Genomic DNA, 25,145 nt, shown 5'->3' with positions numbered 1-25,145 from the left:
AATGCTAAAGCTGGCTTTCTTTTTTTTGGGATAAAAAAATTACATTTGTTCGCAAGATTTTCTTTTTACGCAACCAAAATTTGTAGGACGTGGGATTTGACAAAAAAGACCGGCGCTTCGAGAGTGTTTTCTCGCGCAAAGTAAAAGCGGGCAAACGCCGAACGTACTTCTTTGATGTACGGCAGACCAGAGGGAATGATTATTATGTGACCATTACGGAGAGTACGCGCCGTTTTGAGGACGACAGTTACTCTAGGCACAAGATTTTCTTGTACAAAGAGGACTTCAATCGTTTTGTCGAAAGCTTAAACGAGGTGGTCGATCATGTAAAAACGGAGTTGTTGCCAGACTACGACTACGAAGAATACAGCCGTCGTTATGAAGATGATGGCGAATGGGAATTTGATCAGAACGATAGTTCTGATGGAGAGGGCTGGTAGGCCTTGCTCCCCAAGCAAAAGCCCCCTTTTCCGATTTGGAAAAGGGGGCTTTTGTTTTGCGTTTAGCAGGGCGCGAAGCGCCCGCAGGCTGAGGGATGTATAAGGGTGGCCGAAGGCCAGACCGAGCCGCTGAAAGCGGCGAAGGGCCGAGCGAACAGCGAGCCCTGACACAGCCCGACCCGAGCGAAGCGAGTGGGCAGCCCCAAAACAGCATCTTAGTTTAAGACTTCATTACTTCTTTGAGCTTTGTTCGGAGGAAATCGGCTGTATAAGAGCCTTTGATTTTGAGCATTTCCTCTGGGCTTCCTTGGAAGAGGAGTTGGCCGCCATTTTTGCCGCCTTCTAAGCCAAGGTCAATAATATAATCGGCAGATTTGATGACCTCCATATTATGCTCGATCACAATCACGCTATGGCCAGCCTCCACTAGGGCATTAAAGGCATCTAGTAGTTTTTTGATATCGTGAAAATGCAGGCCCGTGGTGGGTTCATCAAAAATGAAGAGGATATGTGGGGTTCGGCCTTCGTCCTTGCCTAAAAATGCCGCCAGTTTTACCCTTTGGGCCTCTCCGCCAGAGAGCGTACTAGAGGACTGCCCAAGGCGGATATAGCCCAGACCGACATCGGCTAGGGGTTGGAGTTTACGGACAATATCTTTTTGGTCCTCAAAAAAGAACAGCGCCTCCTCTACCGTCATTTCCAAGACATCATAGATCGACTTATCATTATACTTTACGGCTAGCACCTCTTTTTGGAAACGTTGGCCATTGCAATCTTCACAGATCAGGCGCACATCGGCGAGGAACTGCATAGACACGACTGTTTCGCCTTCGCCTTTGCAGCTTTCGCAGCGGCCCGCCTCTACATTAAAGGAGAAATGCTTGGGCTTAAAATTTTGCATTTTGGCCGTATGCTGTTTGGCAAAGAGCTTACGGATGGCATCATAGGCCTTTACATAAGTGACGGGATTGGAGCGAGAAGAGCGGCCAATTGGCGATTGATTGACCATTTCGATTTGGCCAATTTGCTCATAATCTCCTGTTAGGGCCTTAAATGCGCCAGGTTTTTTCTTACTGTCTTCGCCCAGGGCTCGCAAAAGCGCAGGATATAAAATGCCCTTGACCAGGGTTGTTTTTCCGCTACCGCTCACGCCGGTCACCACCGAAAAGCTATGTAGGGGAAAATTGACATCAATATTCTTGAGATTATGTTCAGCGGCCCCTTCTAGGCGGATAAAACTATGCGGTTTTCGGCGATTATCGGGCAGGGGAATGCTCATGCGGCCGCTCATATACTTAGCGGTAAGGCTATCGGCTGCGCTGCTATGAATTTCGGGATAGGGACCAGCAAAAACAATTTCTCCGCCATGTACGCCAGCAAAAGGGCCTACATCAATCAGGTAATCGGCTTGGGCGATAATATCCTCTTCATGTTCGACGACCACCACGGTATTGCCCAAATCGCGCAACTTGCGCAAGACCTTAATTAATCGGTCCGTATCTCTGGGGTGCAGCCCAATACTGGGTTCATCGAGGACATAGAGCGAGCTCGTTAGGTTGCTGCCTAGGGTTCGGGTGAGGTGAATACGTTGAATTTCTCCGCCAGAGAGGCTAGCCGAAAGTCGGTCGAGGCTAAGGTAGCTCAGGCCGACCTCCAGCATAATATTTAGGCGGCTTTTGATTTCTTCCAGCAGGCGATCGGCAATTTCGGCCTCCTGTGGGCTTAGTTCTAGTTCATCCAAAACCTCGACCAACTGATTGATGGGCATTTGGACCAATTGGCCGATATGGTAGCCATTGATTTTTATATAGAGGGCTTCGGGGCGGAGGCGAGTTCCGTTACAGGCGGGGCAAACTGTTTTCCCTCGGTAGCGGGCCAGCATCACTCGGTTTTGAATTTTGTAGGAATGGCTTTCAAGGTCCTCAAAAAAACCATTGATTCCAGCAAAATGCTTATTTCCCTCCCAGAGGTCCTTAAGTTGTTGGGCATTGAGTTCTCGATAGGGGCGGTGAACGGGGAAATCGAACTTATCGGCTACTTTGAGTAATTTTTTGAGCCAGCGGCTGGCCTTATCTCCACGGCATCCTCAAAAATGGATTTTTGTTTATTGGGAATTACTTTTTCCTCATCAATGCCTAGGGCTTTGCCATAGCCTTCGCAGGCGGGGCAGGCGCCCAAAGAGCTATTAAAATTAAAGAGTTGGGGGCTGGGTTCTTCAAAGCTTTGGCCGTCTAGTTCAAAGCGAGTACTAAAGCTATGCAACTGGCCATCTAGGCAGTCAATAAAGCAGCGGCCAAGGCCCTCCTGAAAGGCAGAGTCAACGGAATCCGCAATTCGTTTATTGTTTTCGGCATCGTCTTTGTTTATCACAAATCGATCAATCAGAAGATAAGGAGCGGCCTCAGTTTTGGGCAGTTCTGCTTCTAAAAGTTCTTGTATTTTACGTGTTTTGCCCTCCCATTGCAAGCGAGTATAGCCTTTTTGGAGGAGTAGATCTAGGCTTTGTTCTAGGCTTCGGCCTTGGAGCAAAACAGGAGCGAGTAAAAGGACCTTTTGGCCATTTTCTAGCTGATGTAAAAAATCTACCACATCGGTTACGGATTGCTTCTTAACTTCTTGGCCAGAAATTGGCGAAAAAGTATGCCCTACTCTAGCAAAAAGCACTCGGAGATAATCATAGACTTCGGTTAGGGTGCCTACTGTAGATCTAGCGTTTTTATTGCCCACTCTTTGCTCAATAGCAATAGCTGGACAAAGGCCGCTAATTTGGTCTACTTCGGGCTTTTTCATCCGCATCAAAAACTGTCGAGCATAAGAAGATAAACTCTCGACATAGCGGCGCTGCCCTTCTGCATAGAGGGTGTCCATGGTCAAGGATGATTTTCCCGAACCCGAAACACCAGTCACCACGACTAGCTGATGATAGGGAATCTGAACATCTACGTTTTTAAGGTTGTTGGCATTGGCCCCCTTAATGCGAATTGATTTTTTTTCTCTCATCTTGCAACCTTTCAGGCAATTGTGCGTAATCTTAAGGAAAACTAAAAAATGGGTCCTCGCTGCGGCAAAAAATAATGTCCCACAGCTAATTATTAGGCCCACAAAGATAAAAAACAAACTTGGACATAGGCCAATTCCCTAAATAATGAATTATATTTGCGCCTAGCCCCCAATACTCCAAAAAAAATAACCTTCTCCTCTAATAAGAAAAAACAAGCTTTGCCTATCGTACAAAGATTTACACCTTTAGTTCAAATTTCCTAGTTCTTAAACATGCGCCTTGGGCCACTCCTTAAATCTGTTCACTCCTTACCTTATGGGCATAGTCTGCCCAGAACAGCCTGTTCCAGGACTGCATACTCTTGTTGTACCTAAAAAATACTGCCATGACCTGTAAATCTGCTCACGATCGGGACCTTATCCGTAGCTATATGCAAGGAGACGAAAAGTCTTTTGAAAACCTATTGAACAAGCATAAAGCTAGAATTTATACCTCTATCTATATCTTTGTCAAAGATAAGGATCTAGCCAATGATCTTTTCCAAGAGACTTTCATCAAAATTATCGACACTTTTCGTTCTGGCCGCTACAATGAAGAAGGCAAATTTCTTCAATGGGCTTTGCGCATCTCTTACAATCTTTGTGTCGATCATTTCCGCAAGAATAAGCGCCGGCCTACTGTAGCCGCTAGCGATGATTTTGATATCCTCGACATCCTTAAAGTCAATGAGGATAATCAAGAAACTCGCATCATGAAGCGCCAAACCTACGATAAAGTCCGCCAACTGGTCGATTGCCTACCTAAAGAACAACGTGAGGTCATTATCCTCCGCCATTATGCCGAGCTTTCTTTCAAAGAAATTGCTCAGCTCACCAAAGTAAGCATCAATACGGCTTTGGGCCGCATGCGCTATGCTTTGATCAATATTCGCCGAATGATTGAGGAACGACAGATTTCACTCCAATAAGTCTTATCTTATGTTTTGGTTACAGTTTTTTTTGCCTTTTTTTTCAAAGGCTATAAAAAAAGCGACTTGCTGCTGAGCGAGTCGCTTTTTTGTTGTTTTTGGGGCCTCCGCTGCGGCTGCGCCTTGCGGCGCTACGTTTCAGGGCTCGCAGGTCTGCTCGGCCCTTCGTTTTTTAGCTGCGCTCAAAAACTCGGTCTGGCCTTCGGCCACCCTTTCACATCGCTAGGCCGAGGCGCTGCGCGCCTTTGCGGCGGCTTTGCCGCCTGTAGGAGCGCTATTTTTTTTGGTCCAAAATAGTTTGGTAATCGCAAAGGGCGGCAAATAATTGCTGGCTGGGTAGGCCCACAATATTAAAATAACTGCCTTGGATGCCCTTAATGCCGATTAGGCCAATCCACTCTTGGATAGCATAGCCGCCCGCCTTATCAAAGGGTTGAAAATGGCTGACGTAATACTCAATTTGTTGGTCGGTTAGTTCGGCAAATTCTACTTTAGAGCTGCCTATAATATCGTAACGTTTTTCTTGGCCCCAAAGGCAAACAGCGGTACGGACCTCATGCGTTTTTCCCGACAAAGCCCTTAAAAAGGCCTTGGCCTCTTCTGTAGATTGGGGTTTTTCGTAGCTATTTTTGGCATCAATGACGGTAGTATCTGAACAAAGGAGCAGCTGTTCGGCTTTCTCTAGTAAGTGCAACACCGAGCGGGCCTTTTTTTGGGCTAAAAAGAGGGCAATATCGGCTAGGGGGAGAGTAGGAGGATAATCCTCTTCTACATTTTGGGCAATTTGCTGAAAACGCAAACCCATATCTCGCAACAGTTGTTGTCTTCTGGGCGATTTGGAAGCTAAAAGGATTTCTATTTCTGGAAAAAACAATGGAATAGAAGCAGACATAAATATAGATATGATGGTCCAATAAAAGGTTTTGCAGGGCCGTCAGGCCCGCAGGCCTAGCGATGTGTAGCAGTGGCCCGAAGGGCCAGACCGAAGCGCCTTAGGCGCTGAAGGGCCGAGCGAACAGCGAGCTGCGAAACGTAGCGCCGACGAGCGAAGCGAGGCGGAGGCCCCAAAATAATCAACTCATCAAGCAGAAAAAAAAGAGATGCAAATTTTATTAAAAACGAAGGTAGAGCAGGCCCCCAAAGCGGTCATGGCGGCTTTTGACCGAGAACTATTTATTCAGCTCAAGCCGCCTGGAGTTGGCTTAAAATTGCTGCGTTTTGATGGTAGTGAAACGGGAGATCGGGTAGAAATGCAATTGAATTTTGGATTATTTAAGCAAAACTGGCGGGGGCGGATTACGGATCATGGCGAAGAGCGGGGCGGATATTACTTTGTGGATGAGGCCGAGGGAGAAGAGCTGCCTTTTTTCTTAAAAAAGTGGCGGCATAAGCATTGGGTACTGCCGGCGGACTCGGGGAGTTGGATTGTAGACGAGATTGACTATGAGGCTCCTTCGGGCTTAAATTTATTGCTTTATCCTTCGCTTTGGTTGCAGTTTGCCTATCGGAAGCCGATATATCGGAAATACTTTCGCTTGGCGGGGCCGGAGCGGCAATAAAGTTTAGAATTTGGGTTTCTCAAAGCTAGTTATGCAGAACTTTATTATTTTTGTTGAGATAGCATATCTGGAACAGAAAACAAATACATTTTGAAAAGAGGAATACTAGCGAGTCTGTTATTGATCATTGTCTTAGTGGCGGATCAGTGGCTCAAGATTTGGGTCAAGCTCAACATGCAGATGGGCCAACATTTTAACATTTTTGGCGAGGGGCAAGATTGGGGACAGATTTATTTTACGGAGAACCCGGGCATGGCCTTTGGCTTAGAACTGGGGGGAGAATACGGCAAACTACTACTGACTAGTTTTCGTTTGGTGGCGGTCAGCATCATGTCTGTCTACCTATATCAGATCATCAAGAAAAAGAAAGGGCGGACCTTAATCAGCAGTGTATCCTTTATTTTGGCTGGGGCCTTGGGGAACATTTTGGATAGTGTATTTTATGGGGCATTTTTCACGGAAAGTCCGATACATGGTGGCTTGGCTGAAGTTACTGCATTTGGAGAAGGCTATGCGCCCTTATTGTATGGTCGGGTAGTTGATATGTTTTACTTTCCGCTTTTGGAGGGGGATTATCCGGCTTGGATGCCCTTTGTGGGAGGCAAGCACTTCTTGTTTTTCCAGCCCATTTTCAATTTGGCCGATGCTTCGATTAGCTTAGGAGTATTTTTAATCATCTTCTGTTATCAGGACTTTATGGAAACCGTGGGCAATCCACCCAAAGAAGAAGAGAAAGCGGAAGCTATTTCGCCTGTAGTGGACCAAGAAGAGCCTACTGTTTTGGAGGAAGAAGAAAAGCCCAAGCCCTCTGTAGAGGAGCAAATTGGGTTGGAGATTGATTTGGAGGAAGAAGATGATGACTAAGCAGAAAATCATCTATTAAAATATAGAAGCCAGCTAATTAGCTGGCTTTTTTATTTGGTTACATCCTAATTAGGAGCCTGGAACACAATTTTACTTTATAAATATTCTAAAATATAACTGTACTTCATTTTTTCATGACAAAAATTTGACTTTGTGACAAAAATCATCAAAGAAGTCTAGAGTGGCCTCGACATTTGTAGTTATCCAATAGCTACAAAAAAGAAAATTTATGAAAACGCTAAGCTACTTAGCCCTATTTCTATTAGGGCTAGGCCTAACGGCCTGTTCTTCCAATGAGCAACACATTAACGAGCACCACCCAGAAACTGTAGAAAAAAGCCCCGTAAAACTAGAGGCGGCTCCAGAAGAAGGGCATGAGGGGCATCATCATGAGGACTGGAGTTATCAGGGAGAGACCGGGCCAGAGCATTGGGCTGAATTAGAAAAAACCTCTGATTGTGGGGGGATGCATCAGTCTCCAATTAACATTGTAGAGTACAAAACAGACGAGGCCCTTCCTCCATTAGACATTCAGTATGCAGATCAGACGGTATTGCATGATGTGGTCAACAATGGTCACTCTATTCAGTATGATTTTGAAGAAGGCGACTATATTGTTTTGGAGGGAGAGAAATACTACCTCAAGCAATTTCACTTTCACGAGCCTTCTGAGCACACCATTGAGGGCGTTCGTTATCCTTTAGAGATGCACTTGGTACATGCCAACAAAGATGGCGACATTGCTGTTTTGGCGGTTATGGCCAAAGAAGGTGGGCAGAGTGCTCCCTTTGACTTCTTGGAGGCTTATCTTCCTTTAGAGCCAGGAGCGAAGAAAGAAATTGGGAAGCCATTTGACATGAACCTCAACCTTCCTAAAGACAGAAGTTACTACCATTACACCGGTTCTTTGACCACACCTCCTTGTTCTGAAAATGTGCAGTGGTATATTTTCAAGACACCCATTGACATTTCTTTAAAGCAGGCCAAAGTACTAGAAGAGAACATGCCTGTTCATAATTACCGCAATGAGCAGCCAGTGAATGATCGCATTGTAAAAGCGAGCCCCAATTTCTAATTGAGGCCGTTTTAGGACCAAAGCGCAACAGCTAAAATAGCTGTTGCGCTTTTTCATTTCTTGGACCAATAAAAGGCTAGGCTCAGGCCAGAGACAATATGCCAAATGCCCCAGCAGGCCGCAATAAGGGCCATACCGCCCAGCCCACTAAAATATTGAAAACAGAGTAACAAGCCAAGGCCAGAATTCTGTATTCCCAGCTCAATGCTCAGAGTTTTCTGTTGGGGCCAAGACAGCTTGCTTCCTTTAGCCAGTGCAAAACCCAGCCCTAAGGCCAAGGCATTTTGCAAAATGACCAAGAAAATAACTGCGCCGATATAATTTAGGAAAACCTGAATATTGGAGATAAAGGCCAAGACCAGCAAAAGGCCAAAAAACAGAATAGACAACCATTTGAAAATGGGCGACATCCTACTGGCCAACTTCGGCTTAAAGTGGGCCACAACAAGGCCTAGCAAAAGGGGTAAGGCCAGCATCAGGCTAACATCTAGAAAAAGTGGAAGAAAGTCTAGCGAAAGGCTCTTTACCTCTTCTTGAGCAAAGGGCAAACGGCTCCCCCAAAACATAAAATTGAGGGGCGTAGTCAGGGCAGCCAAAAGGGTAGTACAAGCCGATAAGCTCACCGAAAGGGCCGTATCTCCTTTGGCCAGATGCGTAAAAAAGTTGGACATATTGCCGCCTGGACAAGCGGCCACCAACAGCATGCCCAAAGCAATGCTGGGCAAGGGAGCCATATTGAGAAAATAGGCCAGATACAAAAAAGCAAAAGAGAGGGCGGGTAAAAGCAGCAGCTGCCCCAACAGCCCCAAAACAATAGCTAATGGCTGTTTGAATAGGGCCATAAAATCTTGCCCCCGAAGGTCTAGGGCCACCCCAAAAATAATAAGTCCAAGTACCAGCTTTAAAAGAAGTTGGGTACTTGGACTAAAAGCCAGCTCAAGCTGGTCAATATCTGTAAGCAGCAGCATCTACTATCCTTCTTTTTGCGAGAAGAAAGAATCGACAAAGCTGCGCTTATTAAAGGCTTGGAGGTGCTCTATGCCCTCTCCTACCCCAATATATTTAATAGGAATCTTAAATTGGTCGCTAATTCCAATGACCACCCCGCCCTTGGCGGTACCGTCTAATTTGGTAATAGCGAGCGAACTTACATCTGTTGCCTTGGTAAACTCCTCGGCTTGAATGAAGGCATTTTGGCCTACAGAGCCATCGAGGACCAACATCACCTCATGAGGAGCATCCTCAATTTGTTTAGACAAAGAACGCTTAATCTTAGAGAGCTCGGCCATCAACTGCTTATTGTTGTGCAAGCGTCCAGCCGTATCAATAATAGCAATATCGCAGTTATTTTGGATAGCGTACTGGGTCGTTTCATAGGCCACTGCGGCAGGGTCTGTATTCATGCCCTTGCTATAAAAATCGCAGCCCACTCTTTCGGCCCAAATGCCTAGCTGATCAACAGCGGCAGCACGGAAAGTATCGGCTGCGCCCAAAACCACCTTATGGCCCTGATCTACAAAACGCTTGGCCAATTTGCCAATAGTGGTTGTTTTGCCCGCTCCATTTACGCCTACAATCAAAATGATATAAGGACGCTTGGCCTCCTTGGGAATAGAAAAGAAATTGGTCTCCTCCGTCGTGTTTTCGCCCAATAACTGAACAATCTCATCTCGGAGAATCTCATTGAGCTCAGAAGTAGACATATACTTATCACGAGCTACTCGCTCCTCAATCCGCTCAATAATTTTAATGGTCGTTTTTAGTCCTACATCAGACTGAATCAGTACCGACTCTAATTCATCTAGTACCTCATCATCTACCTTCGTTTTACCGGCAATAGCCCTAGACATTTTATTGAAGAAATTGGTCTTCGTTTTTTCTAGGCCTTTATCCAGGTCTTCTTTTTCTTTCTTCCCAAAAAGTTTGTTAAAAAATCCCATACGAGACTGCTTAATCTAGATGAACAATAAGGAGCGCGCCTAAAGAACGCAAAAAAAGGTCAAATAAAAAAACAGAAAGGGCTCATCCCTCAACAGGAAGAGCCACTTTCATAATTTGCCTTAATTACCTGATTATTTATTCTTGAAGAAGTCTTCCACTTGATCTTTGTGGACGATAACTTCCTTATAAGAATACTTTCCTGTGTTGGGGTCCTTTACGGACTTAACAACTCTCACGTGATCTTTACCACTGCCTGCATTCGCAGCACGTTGGGCTACACGTGCGTTTTTTGATACTTTCTTAGCCATGACGATTTATTTTTTGTCGAGCGGATAGTTCTCGAAAAATTACTTAATCTCTTTATGGATAGTGTAACGCTTCAAGATGGGATTGTATTTCTTCAACTCCATACGAGCAGGTGTGTTCTTACGGTTCTTCACAGTGATGTAACGTGAAGTGCCAGGAAGACCAGAATCTTTGTGCTCTGTGCACTCCAAAATCACCTGTACGCGATTACCTTTGCTTTTCTTAGCCATAATGTGTGATGATTTTTTCTATTTACTTAATAACAGAAGAGAGACGCACTTTGCGATTATTATCTGCAGCTTCAGGCTCAAAAGTAATGCTGTAGCTCTTGTTACCCTGAGCATCAGTGTGCTCTAGGCGACGGTAACCACGCTCATTACTCTTTTCAGCAGCCTTAGGATCTTCTACCCAAATAAAGGGATCGTATCCTTTAGCGATCTGACGCTTCAAGAAGTTATATACCCCCAATTTGTTCATCGTACGTAGAGCACGCATGCTCACCTTTACTTTGATCCAAACATTTGATTCGGGTACAAAAATACGCTTAGTTTTAATATTCGCATTGAAACGACGTCTGGTCTTGCGATTAGAGTGAGAAACATTGTTTCCCACCATAGCTTTCTTTCCGGTCAATTGACAAATTCTCGACATGACTGCTCTTTCTAATTTAAAAAGTTCCACAATTGCTTGTGGAACCTAATCAATTCTTTAAAACAATAAAGATGTGACCCTGAAGGGAGTCGAACCCCTAACCTTCTGATCCGTAGTCAGATGCTCTATCCAATTGAGCTACAGAGCCATTTTGCAAGTAGTGTATTTCCTTCGTTGCGGTTGCAAATATAAGATGGTTTTTTATATTCGCAAAACTTTTTGAAGTTTTTTTCACTATTTCTTTTCTTAAGCCGCTTGTGGGCTTCCCTTTTGGGCTTTGCAAAGGTAGAAAAGCAATTGCTAATAGACAAATTTTTCTGTCTTTATTAACCGATTTTCTTCATAGAGCGAGACAAACAAAAGCTGCCGACCCTCAAAAGGCCCTAATTCCCAAATAGTTAGTTCTTCTTCTTCCAAGGATTTTTCTGTATAAAAAACTTGCCGCCCCCCTATATCTGTTATCTTCAAACGGTAGTTTCCCGCTCTTTTGGCCCGATAACTTAAATATATTTGATCCGAAGCCCGCCGCCACAAAAAAGAATTTTCCTCCTCTTTGGGCCCATATAAGGATTTTAATAAGCGAAAGGCCGCCCCCAAATCTAAACGCCCCCCAGATTTTAATTCTTCCATATCGCCCTTTTTACTCACGCTGGCCAATAGAATATCCCGCAATAAATACATAGCCGCCTGCGGCTCGGCCTTGAGGTAGGCCTGCCAGTCTGCTGCTGGATAACTCGCCAATAGGGCGATGCCCCCCGCCAAATGAGGCGCCGCCCCAGAGGTTCCGCCAAATACATTATATGTATTGTTGGGCCGAAGCGTATAAACCGCCCCAGGCGCCGCCAAATCTAAATGCAAAGGGCCATAGGGCGCATTGCGGTCCAATGCATCATAACGATTACTCAAACTTACGGTCATTAAGGCCTCCGAGGGACAAAGACAGGGCATGTCTCCTACCTCATCTATGTTTTCTTTCCGATTCATACTAGCCGCCACACTCAATATACCCGCCTGCCCCAAGCTGTCATAAACGCCACACCAAAGCGGATGATCCTCGGGCCGCCCAAAGTCTATGCCCGCCGATAAATTGCTGACCAAGATATAGGCCCCCTGCTGCCCCCCACTTTCTTCATAGAGCTGCCGCATTTTCCAGATGTAGTAGTAGCTCGCCAAGATGTTGCTCTCCTCCAAAAGGCTGTTGGCCGACTGCCCCGAAAGCAACATTATTTTGATGTTCCAATTGATGCCCGCCATGCCGACCCCATTGTTCCCCTTGGCCCCAATAATGCCCGCTACCGAACTCGCATGGCTGTCGGGCGCATGCTCATCATCTCCACTATCCGCTCGCCAACCCCGATAATCATCTATGTAGCCGTTTTGGTCATTGTCTACCCCATCATCCGGAACTTCCCCCCAGTTTATATATATGTTTTCCGCCAAATCCTCATGCGCCCAATCGCCTCCCCCATCAATTAGGGCCACAACAAGGGTATCCGAGCCCGCCAAACCACCAGTGGTTTCTTCCCAAATTTCGGGCAAACCCAATAGGTCCATATTCCACTGCCAAAAGTCATATTCGGGGTCGTTGGGCCGAGCCCGATACTGCAGTTGATGCTCCCACTGCCAGTTTTGAGGCCCCAAGCGTTGGTCCAAATACTGCTGCACTTCTGCGCTGTCTGCTGCCGCTATGCTGTAGCGCCAAATGCCCCAATCTTTGGCCAAACAATCTTTTTTTTGCGCCAATAGGTTCAGGGATTGCCCCGACTCTAGCCGTAAAAGCAGCTTTTTTTGCCCCCATAAACTCCCCGATAAACAGATTAGGAACAGCATTATTTTTAGTCGCATATCTTTTCTTTTTTTCACTCACTAAGTTACAAAGTTTTTTGTTTTGGGGCTGCCCCGCCCTGCGGGCGGGTCGGGCTGTGTCAGGGCTCGCAGGTCTGCTCGGCCCTGCGCAAAATTTCGCTACGCTCATTTTGCTGGGTCTGCGGCTTCGCCGCCCCCTTAACCATCCCTCAGCCGGCGGCTTCGCCGCCTCTAGACGCATAAAACGAGACTCTTTCCTACGCCTAGGGATAAGCCCCTAGGCGACTATTGGCCAAATCCTAAGCCAAGCTAAGAAAAAGCTAGCTCGAGCTAATCAAACACTAAGTCGAGCTAGGAATAAGCTAGCTCAAGCTAGGCGAATGCTAAGTCGAGCTAGGAAAAAGCTAGCTCGAGCTAATCAAACGCTAAGTCGAGCTAAGAAAAAGCTAGCTCGAGCTAATCAAACGCTAAGTCGAGCTAGGAAAAAGCTAGCTTGAGCTAATCAAACGCTAAGTCGAGCTAGGAATAAGCTAGCTCGAGCTAGGAAAAAGTTAGCTCATTAGCCTTTGGGAATAAGTTCACTAAGTCAGCATCTTAACTTATTAGTAACAATTGGGCATAAAAAAGGCGCAAAACTTAGGTTTTGCGCCTTTTAGGCGGCCGAAGCAAAATGCCCAGCCCAAAGATGACCGTTGAGCGGCCTAGCGATGCGGCGGGGTGGCCGTCAGGCCAGACCAAGGAGCCGAAGGCGACGCAGGGCCGAGCAGACCTGCGAGCCCCAAAGCGTAGCGCCGACGACCGAAGGGAGGCGGAGGCCCCAAAACATCAGCGAGCCCCAAAGCGACAACAAGAACTTTAGTTCGCAGTTCGACGACCGAAGGGAGTAACCGCCGACGAGCCTAGCGAGGCGGAGGCCCCAAAACCTACCACAACTTATAGCGAACCGCCAACTGCCAGCCCCAGAACAAGCGTTGTTCCCAATCGCCTCGGCTTCTTTCCCAGAGTAGTTGTTGGCCTAGGGCTTGGCTAGCTTCTACATTTTGGTGGATAAAATTGAGCTCGGGCCCCGTGAGCAGCTCCAAACCCGCCCCCAAGGGATGAGCAAAAAGGGCTCGTAACTGAAACAAATGCCCTCGGCCATTGGTCCAATCGGGACCTTCTTGCAAGCTATAAGCAAGCAGCTCGGGATGCAAATAATAGTCTTTTTCCATGGGTAGGCGGCAGCCCAAGCCAAAGCCCAAGAGCCAAATCGGCTGATCTAGGCGCTGGCCCATTTCATATATAGTATAAAAGCGGGGGTGGCCAATTTGCAGACTTTGCTGGGCGTGCAAAGCGGCAGAGCTCCCTAGACTGATGCGGTTGTAGCCTCCTTTTTTATAGATATTGAGTAGGCCAATGCCTAGGCCCGCGGCGGCCGTATCGCAAATATTTAAGAGGCCCAACTGGCAGCCCTTCAAATGGCCCGTATAATTGATACTGCCTAGCTGCAAGCCCTGCAAACTATCCGTATCATTGAGGCCCAAAGAAAGCTGGCAGCCCTGCAATTTGGGCGCCCGATTGTAGTAGCCGCCCAACTGTACATGCGCATTGGACCGACTATAATTGAAGAGGCCCGCCAACTGCAAACTATTGGCCGCATAGCCTTGGCCCAAGGCCAAATTACCCAAAAGCGAAAACTGCGAGCCCGACAAGCTGCTATCGACTCGATTGAGGCCCAAAGAAAGCTGGCTCCCATAAAGCCTAGCCGTCTGATTGTAGAGGCCCGCAAGCTGCAAGCCCATCAGCTCGCCCTTCACCTGATTGGCCAAAAGTGCAAACTGAAAGCCCATAGCCGACTCATCGACTCGGCTAGCGCCCAAACTCAGCTGTAGGCCCAAAAGCTGTCGGCGGCGGCCCCAGCCAATATCTAGGGCTAAAACCTGCGCTTTGACGGCCTCCTCCTCGGGCGTACCAAAAAAAGAGAGCTGAAAAATGGACAACTCCTCTAAAAACTGCCGTTCTAGGGCCTCCTTCCAGAGCGCTCCCCAATCGACCAAAATGCCCTGAGCCTGAGGTTGTGCATCTAGAGAAATCAGCAGGCCCTCGCTATAAAGGGGGGGCAAAACCACCGAACTCAGGCGGACCTCAGGCGGCAGTGGGCGGCTATAAGCCAAAGGCGATTGGGGGGCTAGAGGCTGTTGTTTGGGGGCCAAAAGGGGGGCCGCCAAGCTCCATTGTTCCTTAGGCGTACTATCCTTAAGGGCCCAAAGCTGTCCCATTTTTTGGTAGGCCAAATTATTCTTCCCCAACAAATCGACTAGGGCCGTATCTAGGGGCAAATTATTGGCCCTATGAAAAATAGCTTTGGCCAAAGTCAAGCGACCTTGGCCATAGGCAAAACGCAATCCATAAGATTGCTCCAATTCAACTAAGACTTCCTTTAAAGTTTCTCCCTTAAAATCCCATTGGGCCCGCTGCCCCCAAATCAAAAGCGGCAGGCTGCCTAAGAAAAACAGCAAAAGGAAGCGGGCAAATAAACGCATGACAATAGATTGAAAAGCTTTAATCTAAAGCAGAAGTACAGGGCGCCCCAGATAGCAAATAGGTTTTATCAGTTACTTTTTTCACTGATAAATTGAGGGTAAAGCTAAGCGCTTGTAGGATCTCCTCTACCTTAGGTGACTTAAAGCTGCCATTAAAGAGACATTGTCCCAAAGCTTCATCTTCAAACTCTAGATGCACTCCATATTTTTGTTCTATATCTTGGCGCAAATCGGCTAGGGCAAAATCCTTATAATTGAGGAGACCATCTCGCCAATAAGTGGGATTGACCGGGCTTTTTAATTTGGCCCTTTTGTCTTTATAGTTGTAATAAACGGCCTCTCCTTTTTCCAAAACGTACTCCTCTCCTTCTGGGCTGCGGTAGCGGACCTTTCCTGTGCTTACCGACAGGCACATTTCGCTTTCATTTTCATAGGCTCGAACATTAAAGCTAGTGCCTAGCACCTCTAATTGTCCAGCTTTAGCAATTTGCAAAACGAAGGGATGTTCTAGATCTCGGTTAATCTCAAAAAAGGCCTCTCCGGCCAAAAGCTCCACCTCTCTACGATCTTGGAAGCGATCGGGATAGCGGAGTTTGCTTTTTTTATTGAGGAAAATGATGCTGCCATCGGGCATTTGCAAATTGCGGCTATCTTGGGCCTCTAGTTCTAGCCAGTTGAGCTCGGCCACGGCCTCTGATTTCCAATTAAAGCTACCTGTTCCATAAAGCACAAAAACCACCAGCAGCAGGCTAGCGGCTACGGCCGTCAGATTGGTATAGCGTTGCCAAAAGGTTTTTTGCGGCCTTCTTTGCTGTAGCTTTTTCTGTAGCTCCAGCCAAACCTCTGCCTGGCTGCTCGGGGGCAAATCGGCTTCTGGCAGGCTCCAAATGCGCCCTAGCTCGGCTTGTAGAGCCTGATGTTCTTCTGAAGCGGCCAGCCATTCGGCCAGGGCTTCCTCCTCCTCTTTTGCTAAGCAATTTTGGATGTCCTTGGCCAATAAGGACCATGGAATATCTTCGCCATTGTATAGTGTTGCCATATATTCTTGAATCTAATTTGGGGCTCTGCCTTTGGTTTATTGCTGGATGCCCTAAAAGAGCTTGGCCCCTATGCTAGAACAAATTTTAACAATAAAGAGCGCCAAAGGCAAGTAGGGACTCAGTAATTTGCGCATCACCTTTAGGGCTTTGCCCATTTGGTTTTCTACGGTTTTCACCGAAATATTCATGCTCTCTCCAATTTCTTTATAAGAGAGGCCATCAAATCGGCTAAGGACAAAGACAGAGCGACAGCGAGGCGGCAAACTCTTGATCGCTTTATTTAGGGCCTGCTTCAATTCTTTTTCTGCATAAACCGCTTCTGCATCGGCAGTTGGGGGCGCCGCCAGATCGTGTTGTTCCTCTATATCTTCTATAAAGTACTTTTTATGCTTGCGCAAATGGCCCAAGGCCTCATTTACCGCCATCCGACGCAAATAAGGCCCTATTGGTCCACGTATATTCAGCTTTTCTCGCTTTTCCCAAAGCTTGAGAAAGACCTCCTGAGAGAGGTCTTCGGCCGTAGCTTTATTTTGCAACATCCGATAAATAATGCGGTATATCGACTGATAATGCTGCTCAAAAATGGCCTTGAGGGCCAGTTCTTGGCCCATACTCAATTGCTCTAGTAAAAGTGTTTCGCGATCTGTATTCATGCTCGCTCCCTAAATGGTTTGGCCTAGGATAATTTCTCCATGGCCTTCAAAATCTGCTCTGTGTGTTCTGCAGTTTTGGGGCGCTTAAATACTTTCAAAATGACGCCCTCCCCATCTATGATGAAGGTGGTCCGCAATACCCCTAGTTTGATTTTGCCATACATGTTCTTCTCGCCCCAGGTCCCATAGGCTTCCATAATGACTTTTTCCTCATCGGCAATCAAAGGGAAAGGTAGGCTATATTTTTCAATAAACTTCTGATGCGAGGCTTCGCCATCGGGGCTGACGCCAACTACCGCATAGCCTTGTTCCAACAAAGCCTCATAGTTATCTCGGAGGTTGCAGGCTTCTTTGGTACAGCCGGGGGTATCATCTTTGGGATAAAAATATAAAATCAGGGTTTTACCCGAAAAATCAGCCAAGCTAATGCTTTTCCCATTCTGGTCTTTGCCCTCAAAGTTAGGGGCCTTATCTCCTGCTTTTAATGTAACAGCCATTTTGTTTCTTGTTTTTGTTTTCTAAAATAAACGTAGATTCCTTAGTCCTCTACTGCGGCCAAGCGCACCACCAAGCCCTCTAGTTCGGGCCGCAAATGGATTTGACAGCCCAAACGGCTATTATCCTCCACAAAAAAGGCCTGGTCCAGCATGTCTTCTTCATCATCAGAGGGCTCATTCAATTCATGATCGCTCTCTATATACATATGGCAGCTTGCACAAAGCGCCATCCCCCCACAGGTCCCTTCTACAGGCAATTCATAGGCCTTGCAAAGCTCCATCATGTTCATATTCATGTCGGTGGGGGCATCCAGTTCATGGGCCTGCCCATTTCGGTCAATAACCGTTACTTTGATTGTATCTGACATTTCTTTTTATTTTTTTGGGGCCTCCGCCTCGCTTCGCTCGTCGGCGCTACGCTTTGGGGCTCGCAGGTCTGCTCGGCCCTGCGCCAGCAAGCTGGCTCGGTCTGGCCTTCGGCCACCCCGCCGCATCGCTAGGCCAACAGCCGCAAAGTTAGGCTTTTGTTCGCATTCTAAAAATCTAGCTTCGGCTTTTATGCTTTTGCTAGGAGTTTGCCTTTCGCCATTGGTAGTAAAATAGCAGCCCTAAAGAGAGGATGGCCCAGGCGGCTAGTCCCCAAATATAACTCCCCAAAGGAAAGAGGAAATAAAGGGCCAAGGGAGTAGCAAGCAGCCGTAAATACTCGGAAGGTAGTCCCCATTTCTTAAGGTCCAACAAGCCCCCCAAATTGCCTAGTGCCCAAAGTATGATGACATTTAGAGCCAAAAGTTTAGGCCAATCCAACTGACTTTCAACCATCAGAAAGCCTGTGGCCCCCAAAAGGATAATGACATATTGGAGAAGTACATAAATGGGCAAAAAGGGCGGCAGGGGGGGATTATATTTCTCGGTCTTTTGTCGATCTACTGCGGGTACTTTTTGTTGCCCGCCCATCTCTTCAGGCAGCCAGCCTGGCCGCTCTACCCAAAGCCGCAGACGGTCTTTCCAGCGGGGCATTTGCCCCGCCGCCGCCCATAAGTCGGCATAATAATCTAAATTGGCCCAAATAGGATTATATGTAGCTAAGGGCTTAGTTACGCCATAGACCACCTCCGCTTTTTCGGGCTCAAAGGTACCAAACCAACGGTCAAATAAAATGAGGGTGCCCCCATGGTTTTTATCAATATATTCTGGGTTGCGGCCATGATGCGCCCGATGATGAGAAGGCGTATTAAAGACATACTCAAACCAAGCGGGCATTTTTCTAATGGCCTCCGTATGAATCCAAAATTGGTATAAGGTCTGAAAGGTCCCAATGATGAAAAAGGGAACAGGATCAAAGCCCAAAAAGGCCAAAGGCCAGTAAAAAACAGCCGAAAAAATGCCCTGAAACGCACTTTGGCGCAAAGCCACCGACAAATTATAGTCCTCACTCTGATGATGCACCACATGAGCCCCCCAAAAGCTATTGATCTCATGCGAATAGCGGTGAAACCAATAATAAAAGAAGTCAATCAAAATAAATAGCAGGATATAACTGGCCCAATGATTTGGTACCGATAATAAGCGCCAATGCTCATAAATATAAACATAGCTCCCCAAGCCAATAATTTTGATAAACACCCCCGTGACCTGCTGCCCTACCCCACAGCTAATATTGGCCACCGCATCGCCTAAGCGATACAACTGCTGCTGACTAAAATAGCCAATCAATAACTCTATTCCGATGAGCAGGAAGAAGACCGGAATTGCATAAATCATGATGTCCATAAGGCAATAGTTTAAGGATGAGGATGAAGTTCTGCGTCCTACAGGCGGCGAAGCCGCCGCAGGCCCAGCGCTGCGGAGCGGGTGGCCCAAAGGGCCAGACCCAGCGGGCGAAGCCCGCGCAGGGCCGAGCGAACAGCGAGCCCCGCAGCATAGCGGCGGCCAGCTTGCTGGCCGCGGGCCCCAAATTTTATCTTACTGCATGATAAATACAGCAGCAGAAACCTCAAAAATGAGGTTATAGACCTTTTGTTCCTGGCTCATAATGGCATTTCCGTTTTGGTCCACCGTGCCCGTGCGGTAGCCAGCGGGCACAAAAACCTGCCGACTAATATCGGGGCTAATGCTGGCCTCTAAGCGCAAGCCCAGGCCCGAGTCGGGCAAGCGCAAATCATAGCCGCCCGCTAACTTCACGCCCAAAAGCGCTCGATTAACGCCCTCTACCCCAAAGCCGACCAACTGATAATCTAGGGTATATTCGGCCCGCAAACCGAGGAGAAAATAAAGGCGATCCCGCTCTTCGGGACCAGTTAGATAATTCTTTTTGAAGGCACCTAAAAGGCTCAAATTGTGAAACTCATTGGCGGGAACACTACTGCCGCCCACAAACATATTGCGGAAACTACTGCCCTTTTTATGGTAGCCCAGAGCAAAGAGATAAGAGGTTTGTTGGCCATTTTCTGTAGCCCCCAAACTTTCGACAAAAAGGCCCGCATGATAGGCCAATAAAGCATTTCGCTGAAAGTTATTCCAATTTTGGGTGGCCACTGTTCCGCCCCCATAAAGGCCATAATAAAAGCCGCCGCTCTGCTCATCAGCCGCCTCTTCTTCTTGGGCCAAAAGCGCCGAGGAACTGCCCAAAAGGGCCAACAATAATAATAGGTATTGGGCAAAGGCTAGCCCTATAATTGATCTTCTCATTGGTTAATTTTTTTTACAAAATAAGCCTTTTTTATGGAGCGCCCAAAATAGAAAAGGCCCGAGGATGCTCCTCGGACCTTAAAGAAAACTTATTGCTCGATATGCAAAAAGAGCGTCAACTTATTGGCTAGGGTCCAACTGCTGCCCCCCACCTCAAAATCTCTGCGGTTAATCTCCAGCTCGGTATCAAAAACCGTTTTGCCATTCTTTTCGCTAACCTTCACATCAAAAACGACCTTTTTGCTCACATTCTTGATTTTCAGATTGCCCGCAATCTTTAGGCGGTTCGCCGAAACCTCGCTAACGGCTGTCGACTGAAAGCTCATTTCGGGATAAGTATCCACCTCAAAAAAGTCTTCATTGCGCAAATGCTTATCTCTAGCGTTGTTGTCGGTATCTATAGATTTGACCTGAACGCTGCCATTAAAGTAGCTTTGTCTAGGCACCTTTTTATCATATTTGATCTCGGTCTTGAAATCGGAAAAAGAGCCCGGCACCGTAAAGCCCGCATTCTTAATTTTAAATGTAATGCTCGATTGAGCAGTGAGCGAACTGAGCATCAATAATAGGCTCAAACTTAACCATAGTTGTTTCATAGTCAATTAAATTTGGAAGGGAAAAAATCTTAGAAGGGACGATAATAGAAGGCCAAAAAGCCTAAGATCGCCTTATGCCGAAAGCGGTCGTTGTCTTCAGTTAGTTTTTCATCCGACTGAAATTCGACAAAGGTCATATTGAGGCCGCCACGAACACCCAGTTTTTCAGTGATGTCATAGGCCAGATAAAACTCCGAAACCAATTGCCCAATGTCATTGTCGCCAATGAGCAAGACCGAAGGGGTGGTGGGGCGGCCAGTTTGGTTAATGGCATAGTCCCCATTATTATCACTACTTGTAAAAATGCCTGTTGTTTCTTTGCCAAAACCAAAACCGAGGGCATCAATATTAAAGCCCGCCTTGAGCTTGGGCGTAATCAAATAACCAATATGCAAAGAGGCAGCCAAAGCAGCACTAAAAGGCTGGTCGACCAACATACTATCAATCAAATCATCTTTGGTCAGTTTGTAGGGAGCCGTGGTATAAAGCAATTGATCGCTGGCCCCAAAGGCAGAAAACCGAAGGCCATAGCCCAATAACAATCGACGGTTTTTGAGCAAGGCATGCTCTCGCTGAAAAGAAAGGGCGTTAATATAAAGCGTACTCTCCGAGGCAGAACCCGCTCCTATGGCTAGATCCAAGCTGTTGTAAACCTTGGGCAGCTCTTCGGCCTGAGACCATGCTTTGGGGCCCATAAAGAAGGCCATGAATAGGCCCAGGGCCATCATGCAATTTTTCATAAGTTGTTTGTTTAGCTAAAAAATAAAATCTTTTTATATACGCCCTCCATCGCTATTTGGCTGTTTTGGGGCAAAAAAAAACCTAAGGCCCTTCATAACAAGAGCGTTAGGTCTAACAAAGCTAAAACATTTATTGTTTTTGTCTAGGCAAGCGGCTGCTTTTCCCAATGCAACTCCCCATTCAAAAAGACGGCCTCAATGAGGTCCGAACCAAAGCTATAGGGCAAATAAGCCAAGCTAGGCAGGGCTTCGGTTAGGAAGAAATTGGCCCTAGCGCCTGGACGAATACAGCCCAGCTCCTGCTCTAGGTCCATGGCATAGGCCCCATGCAAAGAAGCGGCATTAATGGCCTCTTCGGGCAACATCCGCAACTGGATACAGGCCAAGGAGCAGACAAAACTCATTCGGCCCGAAGGGGTGGTGCCCGGATTATAATCACTGGCCAAAACTACAGCGGCTCCCGCCTCAATTAATGCCCTAGCTGGCGTCCGATGCTCATCATTTAAAAAGAAGGGGGCCGTTGGCAAGAGGCAAGCCAAGGTATCGGCTTGGCCCAAGGCCTTCATTTCATCTGTATTGAGGACCTCCAGATGGTCCACCGAACGAGCCCCAGCCGCTATCGCCGCCTCAATAGCGCCCATAGAATTAAACTGATTGCAATGTATTTTGGCCGGCAAGCCATAGGCCTTGCCCGCTTCCATAATCCGCTGCGCTTCCTCCAAAGAGAAAAAGCCTTTCTCACAAAATACATCGATATAATCGGCTAGTCCTTCTTCGGCAATTTTGGGCAATAATTGCTCTATTAATAGGTCCATATAGGCGGCTCGGTCTTCTTTGTATTCGGGCGGCAAAGCATGTGCCCCCAAAAAAGTCGCCTTGATGGGAATGGGCGCCCAGGTTTTTAAGGCCTTAATGACCCGCAGCATTTTGAGCTCGGCCTCATAAGTCAATCCATATCCACTTTTGATTTCCAAGGCCCCCGTTCCCAAACGCAAAAGGGCCAGCAAACGCTTTTTGGCCTCGGCCAACAGCTGCTCCTCGGGCATGGCTTGCAAGCGCTTGGCCGAGTTGAGGATGCCGCCCCCCTTGGCCGCTATTTCATGATAGCTCAAGCCCTGAATCCGATAGACGAATTCCTCCTGCCGCGGGGCGGCAAAAACCAAATGGCTATGCGAGTCGCAAAAGCTCGGAAATAGGTCTCTCCCTTGCACATCATAAACGCTACATTCCTCTTTTTCGGGACAGTTATCCATGGGCCCAAATTCTACAATTCGGTCGCCCTCCAATAGCATATAAGCATCTTTCAAATAGGGTAATTGGGCCAATTCGGCGCCTCTGCGCAAAGCGGGTAGCTCCTGCGCCTGCTGCCAAATGCAGCCAATGTTTGTTAGTAATTGCATCTCGTTTTTATTGCTATTTATGTTGTTTCTTTTGGGGCCCGCGGCCGCCCTGTTCAGGGGGGCGGCCGCCGCTAGGCTGCGCCGCTCGCAAGTCTGCTCGGCCCTGCAGCCCTACGGGCTTTGGTCTGGCGCTTCGCGCCACGGCTGCGCAGCGCTGGGCCATTTAGGGCCTGCGGCCCTAGGCTAGGCCCCAGCTAAAAAAAACTCCCCCGCAGCTCATGGCTGCGGGGGAGAAGATATTGAACTCTGAGCGGTATTACTTAAAATATCGCAAATCTTTAATCAATCCTTTGCGGATTTTCTTTTGCTGCAAAACATTCTGAAAGCGTCTGGCGGCTGCCTGGCTCTCAAATTCACCCAACAACAGCTGATAGACCGTTTTGCCCCGCAGCTCATCGACATGCATGAGGATTTTGTGGCCAGGCAGCTGCTTTTGCAGGGCTTCCGCCTCTAGCGTCCAGTAGTTTACTTCTTTATAGACGCCCATCTGCAAAGAAAAGCCTTCTGATTTTTGCCGCTTGAGCTCTACCTCATACAAACCTTTTCCGCTGGCCTGTATGCCCTGCTCAAAAATAGAGAGGTTACCCGATAAACGAGGCGACTCATTGGTTTTGGCTGGCGATTTTGCAGGCGGCAAAATGGGTTCTTCGGCAAGGGGTTGCGGGCTTTGCTTGGGCGTTGTTGTGCTGGGCACCGAAGGGCTGCCCTTGGGGCTGCGCACTTCCTCAAAAGCCTTGAGCAAATCTGCCGAAGACTGATAGCCCACTAATCGCTTGACCAATTTGCCTTCTTCATTAAAGATGAGTAGGGTCGGCAAGGCTTCTATCTCATATTTTTGGGACCACATGACCCCATCAAAATCTTGGACATCCAAGCGCAGGCCCACTACATTTTGGCCCATATAACTGGCCAAGCGACTATCCTGATAGGTCGAGATATCCATATTGCGACAGGCGGCACAATAACTGGCGTCAAAGTCGACAAAATAGAGTTTGTTTTCTGTTTTTGCTTGTTGCTTGGCTGCCGTCCACTCCATTTCAGAAAAGCTCACTTTAAGCGATTCGGGCTTAAAGAAGGCCAACAAAGGCAGTAGGGCAAAAATAGCCAATAGACTTAAGGCAGCAAGGGTGTATCGTTTCATAAAAAAGGGTCTGTGCAGAGAAAAATTGTTCTTCCTTAAAGATACAAGTTCAAGAGAAAAAAACAACTACCGACTCCACAAATAGACATGACTGACCGCCAACTCTTCTACTGTAAACTGCGAAAAGCTCTCATCTATGGCTACTGTTTTTACTTCTTCGGGCCGGCCTGGGCGATGCTCTTCGGCCAAAAGGGCCAAGCCCAACTCTTGATAAAGGCCCAAGTATTGGGGGAGGCGCCAACGGTTCTGTGGCTGCACTTCATTGTCTATGCGGGCCCATTGTTTGGGCGTAAATTGCAAAAAATTATAGATGGTAATATTGGGGTCGGCATGCGCAAAATGGTCTGACATATCGACAAAGTGGGACATCAGGCCCTTGGGGTCCAGCAATTGCTGAAAACGCTGCAATATCTGCCGCAGGGCCGCTGGATGCACATGCTCAAAGGTGTTGTTCGAGTGAATCAGTTGTATAGACTGCTCCTTAAATTCTCTCAATTCTCGAGCATCACCCAAGAGGAAGGACAGCCGCAGTTGGGCCAAAAATGCGGCATCATCTAAATGGCTACTCTCCTTGGCCAAGGCTTGAAGAATGGCCCAGCGCTCTTCCAAAATGGGCAAACGCAGCCGGACCTCCGCTTCTTTCTCCAGAAATACTTGCAGGCAGCGCTCCCAATGCGCTCGATGCGTCAAGGGGTTAAGGTCTAGGCTGCGGACCTGCTCCGCCCCGACCAAAAACAAACTAATGGGCACCACTGGATACCAGCCCGTTCCCAACTCTAAGGTTTGTATGCCCTGCAAACTGCCCGCATACTGCTGATAGGCGGCTATATGTTTTTGCGCATGCTCTAAACGGTCTAGAAAATAGGCATCCGAGAGCTGCACGCCCTTGGTCACATATTTTTGCATGAGGTAATTGACTTTGTGATCAAAGGGGGCGGGTAAAAAGGAGATGCCTTTTTGGACCACAGCTTTTAGCTTCCAGTTCATTTTTATGGTTTTTGTTTTCATACTGAAAACAGAGACGTACAAAAAGCTATAGAAGATGGAAATTTGGTCCAGATTTAAACCTTGTTATGGGCCGAGCGTCTTTAGGCCAGATGAAGCAACTTGAGCTTGCTTTTATCTTCTTTGTTTTGGAAGCAAGGAGTTGGTTGTGGAGGCCAGCTCCTTTTTTTTGCCACTCCTTAAACCTTTCTTAGATAGCCAAGTCTCTAGGGCCGAGAACATTTTAAGGATTGTTTAACGCATTAAAGCA

The 25,145-nt window shown here is 47.3% G+C and carries 24 protein-coding genes, 1 tRNA gene and 1 pseudogene; 5 read left to right on the top strand and 21 right to left on the bottom strand.

All coding sequences use genetic code 11. The annotated features are described in order from the left end of the window. Positions 1-89 precede the first annotated feature (89 nt). Positions 90-440, top strand: coding sequence for a DUF3276 family protein (locus OP864_RS09645; protein WP_270097994.1), 351 nt, complete (start codon positions 90-92; stop codon positions 438-440). Between the two features lie 220 nt (positions 441-660). Here the strand turns inward: OP864_RS09645 and uvrA are convergent. Continuing rightward, a pseudogene (gene uvrA / locus OP864_RS16975) lies at positions 661-3,440 on the bottom strand (excinuclease ABC subunit UvrA). A gap of 386 nt (positions 3,441-3,826) precedes the next feature. Here uvrA and OP864_RS09630 point away from each other — a divergent pair. Next, positions 3,827-4,408: a sigma-70 family RNA polymerase sigma factor gene (locus tag OP864_RS09630; protein WP_270097992.1), complete on the top strand. Its 582-nt coding sequence runs from the start codon at positions 3,827-3,829 to the stop codon at positions 4,406-4,408. Positions 4,409-4,682: 274 nt separating this feature from the next. Here OP864_RS09630 and OP864_RS09625 read toward each other — a convergent pair whose 3' ends face one another. Further along, the gene (locus OP864_RS09625) at positions 4,683-5,300 is read right to left on the bottom strand and encodes a Maf family protein (protein WP_270097991.1); all 618 of its coding nucleotides are present in this window, start codon (positions 5,298-5,300) and stop codon (positions 4,683-4,685) included. Positions 5,301-5,508: 208 nt separating this feature from the next. Between OP864_RS09625 and OP864_RS09620 the strand changes: the two genes are divergently transcribed. The 3 genes from OP864_RS09620 to OP864_RS09610 all read left to right on the top strand — a co-directional run bounded on the left by OP864_RS09620 (position 5,509) and on the right by OP864_RS09610 (position 7,906). Beyond that, complete coding sequence (locus OP864_RS09620; RefSeq protein WP_015692750.1) at positions 5,509-5,967, top strand: SRPBCC family protein; 459 nt, start codon at positions 5,509-5,511, stop codon at positions 5,965-5,967. A gap of 90 nt (positions 5,968-6,057) precedes the next feature. After that, positions 6,058-6,831: a lipoprotein signal peptidase gene (locus tag OP864_RS09615; RefSeq protein WP_270097990.1), complete on the top strand. Its 774-nt coding sequence runs from the start codon at positions 6,058-6,060 to the stop codon at positions 6,829-6,831. A gap of 229 nt (positions 6,832-7,060) precedes the next feature. Further along, positions 7,061-7,906, top strand: a complete 846-nt coding sequence (locus OP864_RS09610; protein WP_270097989.1) for a carbonic anhydrase — start codon at positions 7,061-7,063, stop codon at positions 7,904-7,906. A 53-nt stretch (positions 7,907-7,959) separates the two neighbouring features. Here OP864_RS09610 and OP864_RS09605 read toward each other — a convergent pair whose 3' ends face one another. The 19 genes from OP864_RS09605 to OP864_RS09515 all read right to left on the bottom strand — a co-directional run bounded on the left by OP864_RS09605 (position 7,960) and on the right by OP864_RS09515 (position 24,877). Beyond that, positions 7,960-8,874 carry a bile acid:sodium symporter family protein gene (locus tag OP864_RS09605; protein ID WP_270097988.1) on the bottom strand — a complete coding sequence of 305 codons (915 nt, stop codon included), beginning with the start codon at positions 8,872-8,874 and terminating at the stop codon, positions 7,960-7,962. Positions 8,875-8,877: 3 nt separating this feature from the next. Next, complete coding sequence (gene ftsY, locus OP864_RS09600; protein ID WP_015692746.1) at positions 8,878-9,846, bottom strand: signal recognition particle-docking protein FtsY; 969 nt, start codon at positions 9,844-9,846, stop codon at positions 8,878-8,880. Positions 9,847-9,978: 132 nt separating this feature from the next. Continuing rightward, complete coding sequence (locus OP864_RS09595) at positions 9,979-10,155, bottom strand: DUF4295 domain-containing protein (protein ID WP_002658232.1); 177 nt, start codon at positions 10,153-10,155, stop codon at positions 9,979-9,981. A gap of 39 nt (positions 10,156-10,194) precedes the next feature. Beyond that, complete coding sequence (gene rpmG / locus OP864_RS09590) at positions 10,195-10,383, bottom strand: 50S ribosomal protein L33 (RefSeq protein ID WP_015692745.1); 189 nt, start codon at positions 10,381-10,383, stop codon at positions 10,195-10,197. A gap of 22 nt (positions 10,384-10,405) precedes the next feature. Next, entirely contained in the window at positions 10,406-10,804 is a 399-nt protein-coding gene (gene rpmB, locus OP864_RS16970) for a 50S ribosomal protein L28 (protein ID WP_015692744.1), read from the bottom strand. Positions 10,805-10,878: 74 nt separating this feature from the next. Continuing rightward, positions 10,879-10,952 (bottom strand) — tRNA-Arg (locus OP864_RS09580). Positions 10,953-11,104: 152 nt separating this feature from the next. Further along, a complete protein-coding gene (locus OP864_RS09575) occupies positions 11,105-12,649 on the bottom strand; it encodes a S8 family serine peptidase (RefSeq protein ID WP_270097987.1) in 1,545 nt (514 codons plus the stop codon). Between the two features lie 884 nt (positions 12,650-13,533). Continuing rightward, positions 13,534-15,132: a hypothetical protein gene (locus OP864_RS09570; protein WP_270097986.1), complete on the bottom strand. Its 1,599-nt coding sequence runs from the start codon at positions 15,130-15,132 to the stop codon at positions 13,534-13,536. A 19-nt stretch (positions 15,133-15,151) separates the two neighbouring features. Next, entirely contained in the window at positions 15,152-16,171 is a 1,020-nt protein-coding gene (locus tag OP864_RS09565) for a FecR family protein (protein ID WP_270097985.1), read from the bottom strand. A 51-nt stretch (positions 16,172-16,222) separates the two neighbouring features. After that, complete coding sequence (locus tag OP864_RS09560; protein WP_270097984.1) at positions 16,223-16,825, bottom strand: RNA polymerase sigma factor; 603 nt, start codon at positions 16,823-16,825, stop codon at positions 16,223-16,225. Positions 16,826-16,848: 23 nt separating this feature from the next. Beyond that, positions 16,849-17,322, bottom strand: coding sequence for a thioredoxin-dependent thiol peroxidase (gene bcp, locus OP864_RS09555; protein ID WP_270097983.1), 474 nt, complete (start codon positions 17,320-17,322; stop codon positions 16,849-16,851). Positions 17,323-17,363: 41 nt separating this feature from the next. Then, on the bottom strand, positions 17,364-17,690 hold the full coding sequence (locus tag OP864_RS09550; protein WP_270097982.1) for a 2Fe-2S iron-sulfur cluster-binding protein: 327 nt from the start codon (positions 17,688-17,690) through the stop codon (positions 17,364-17,366). 199 nt (positions 17,691-17,889) lie between these two features. Then, positions 17,890-19,095: a sterol desaturase family protein gene (locus OP864_RS09545; RefSeq protein WP_270097981.1), complete on the bottom strand. Its 1,206-nt coding sequence runs from the start codon at positions 19,093-19,095 to the stop codon at positions 17,890-17,892. A 192-nt stretch (positions 19,096-19,287) separates the two neighbouring features. Continuing rightward, positions 19,288-20,013 (bottom strand): hypothetical protein, encoded by a 726-nt coding sequence (locus tag OP864_RS09540; RefSeq protein ID WP_270097980.1) that lies wholly within the window; start codon positions 20,011-20,013, stop codon positions 19,288-19,290. 89 nt (positions 20,014-20,102) lie between these two features. Further along, positions 20,103-20,609: a YceI family protein gene (locus OP864_RS09535; protein ID WP_270097978.1), complete on the bottom strand. Its 507-nt coding sequence runs from the start codon at positions 20,607-20,609 to the stop codon at positions 20,103-20,105. A gap of 29 nt (positions 20,610-20,638) precedes the next feature. Beyond that, entirely contained in the window at positions 20,639-21,349 is a 711-nt protein-coding gene (locus OP864_RS09530) for a hypothetical protein (protein WP_270097977.1), read from the bottom strand. Positions 21,350-21,492: 143 nt separating this feature from the next. Next, positions 21,493-22,749 (bottom strand): imidazolonepropionase, encoded by a 1,257-nt coding sequence (gene hutI, locus OP864_RS09525; RefSeq protein ID WP_270097976.1) that lies wholly within the window; start codon positions 22,747-22,749, stop codon positions 21,493-21,495. A 256-nt stretch (positions 22,750-23,005) separates the two neighbouring features. Beyond that, positions 23,006-23,890: a thioredoxin fold domain-containing protein gene (locus tag OP864_RS09520; RefSeq protein WP_270097975.1), complete on the bottom strand. Its 885-nt coding sequence runs from the start codon at positions 23,888-23,890 to the stop codon at positions 23,006-23,008. A gap of 66 nt (positions 23,891-23,956) precedes the next feature. Continuing rightward, entirely contained in the window at positions 23,957-24,877 is a 921-nt protein-coding gene (locus OP864_RS09515) for a class I SAM-dependent methyltransferase (protein ID WP_270097974.1), read from the bottom strand. Positions 24,878-25,145 lie beyond the last annotated feature (268 nt).

Origin of the sequence: Saprospira grandis (genome assembly GCF_027594745.1) — a bacterium.
GTDB classification, from domain to species: domain Bacteria; phylum Bacteroidota; class Bacteroidia; order Chitinophagales; family Saprospiraceae; genus Saprospira; species Saprospira grandis.
The sequence above is the reverse complement of the archived record's forward strand: the minus strand, read 5'-3'. Positions and strand labels throughout refer to the sequence as shown.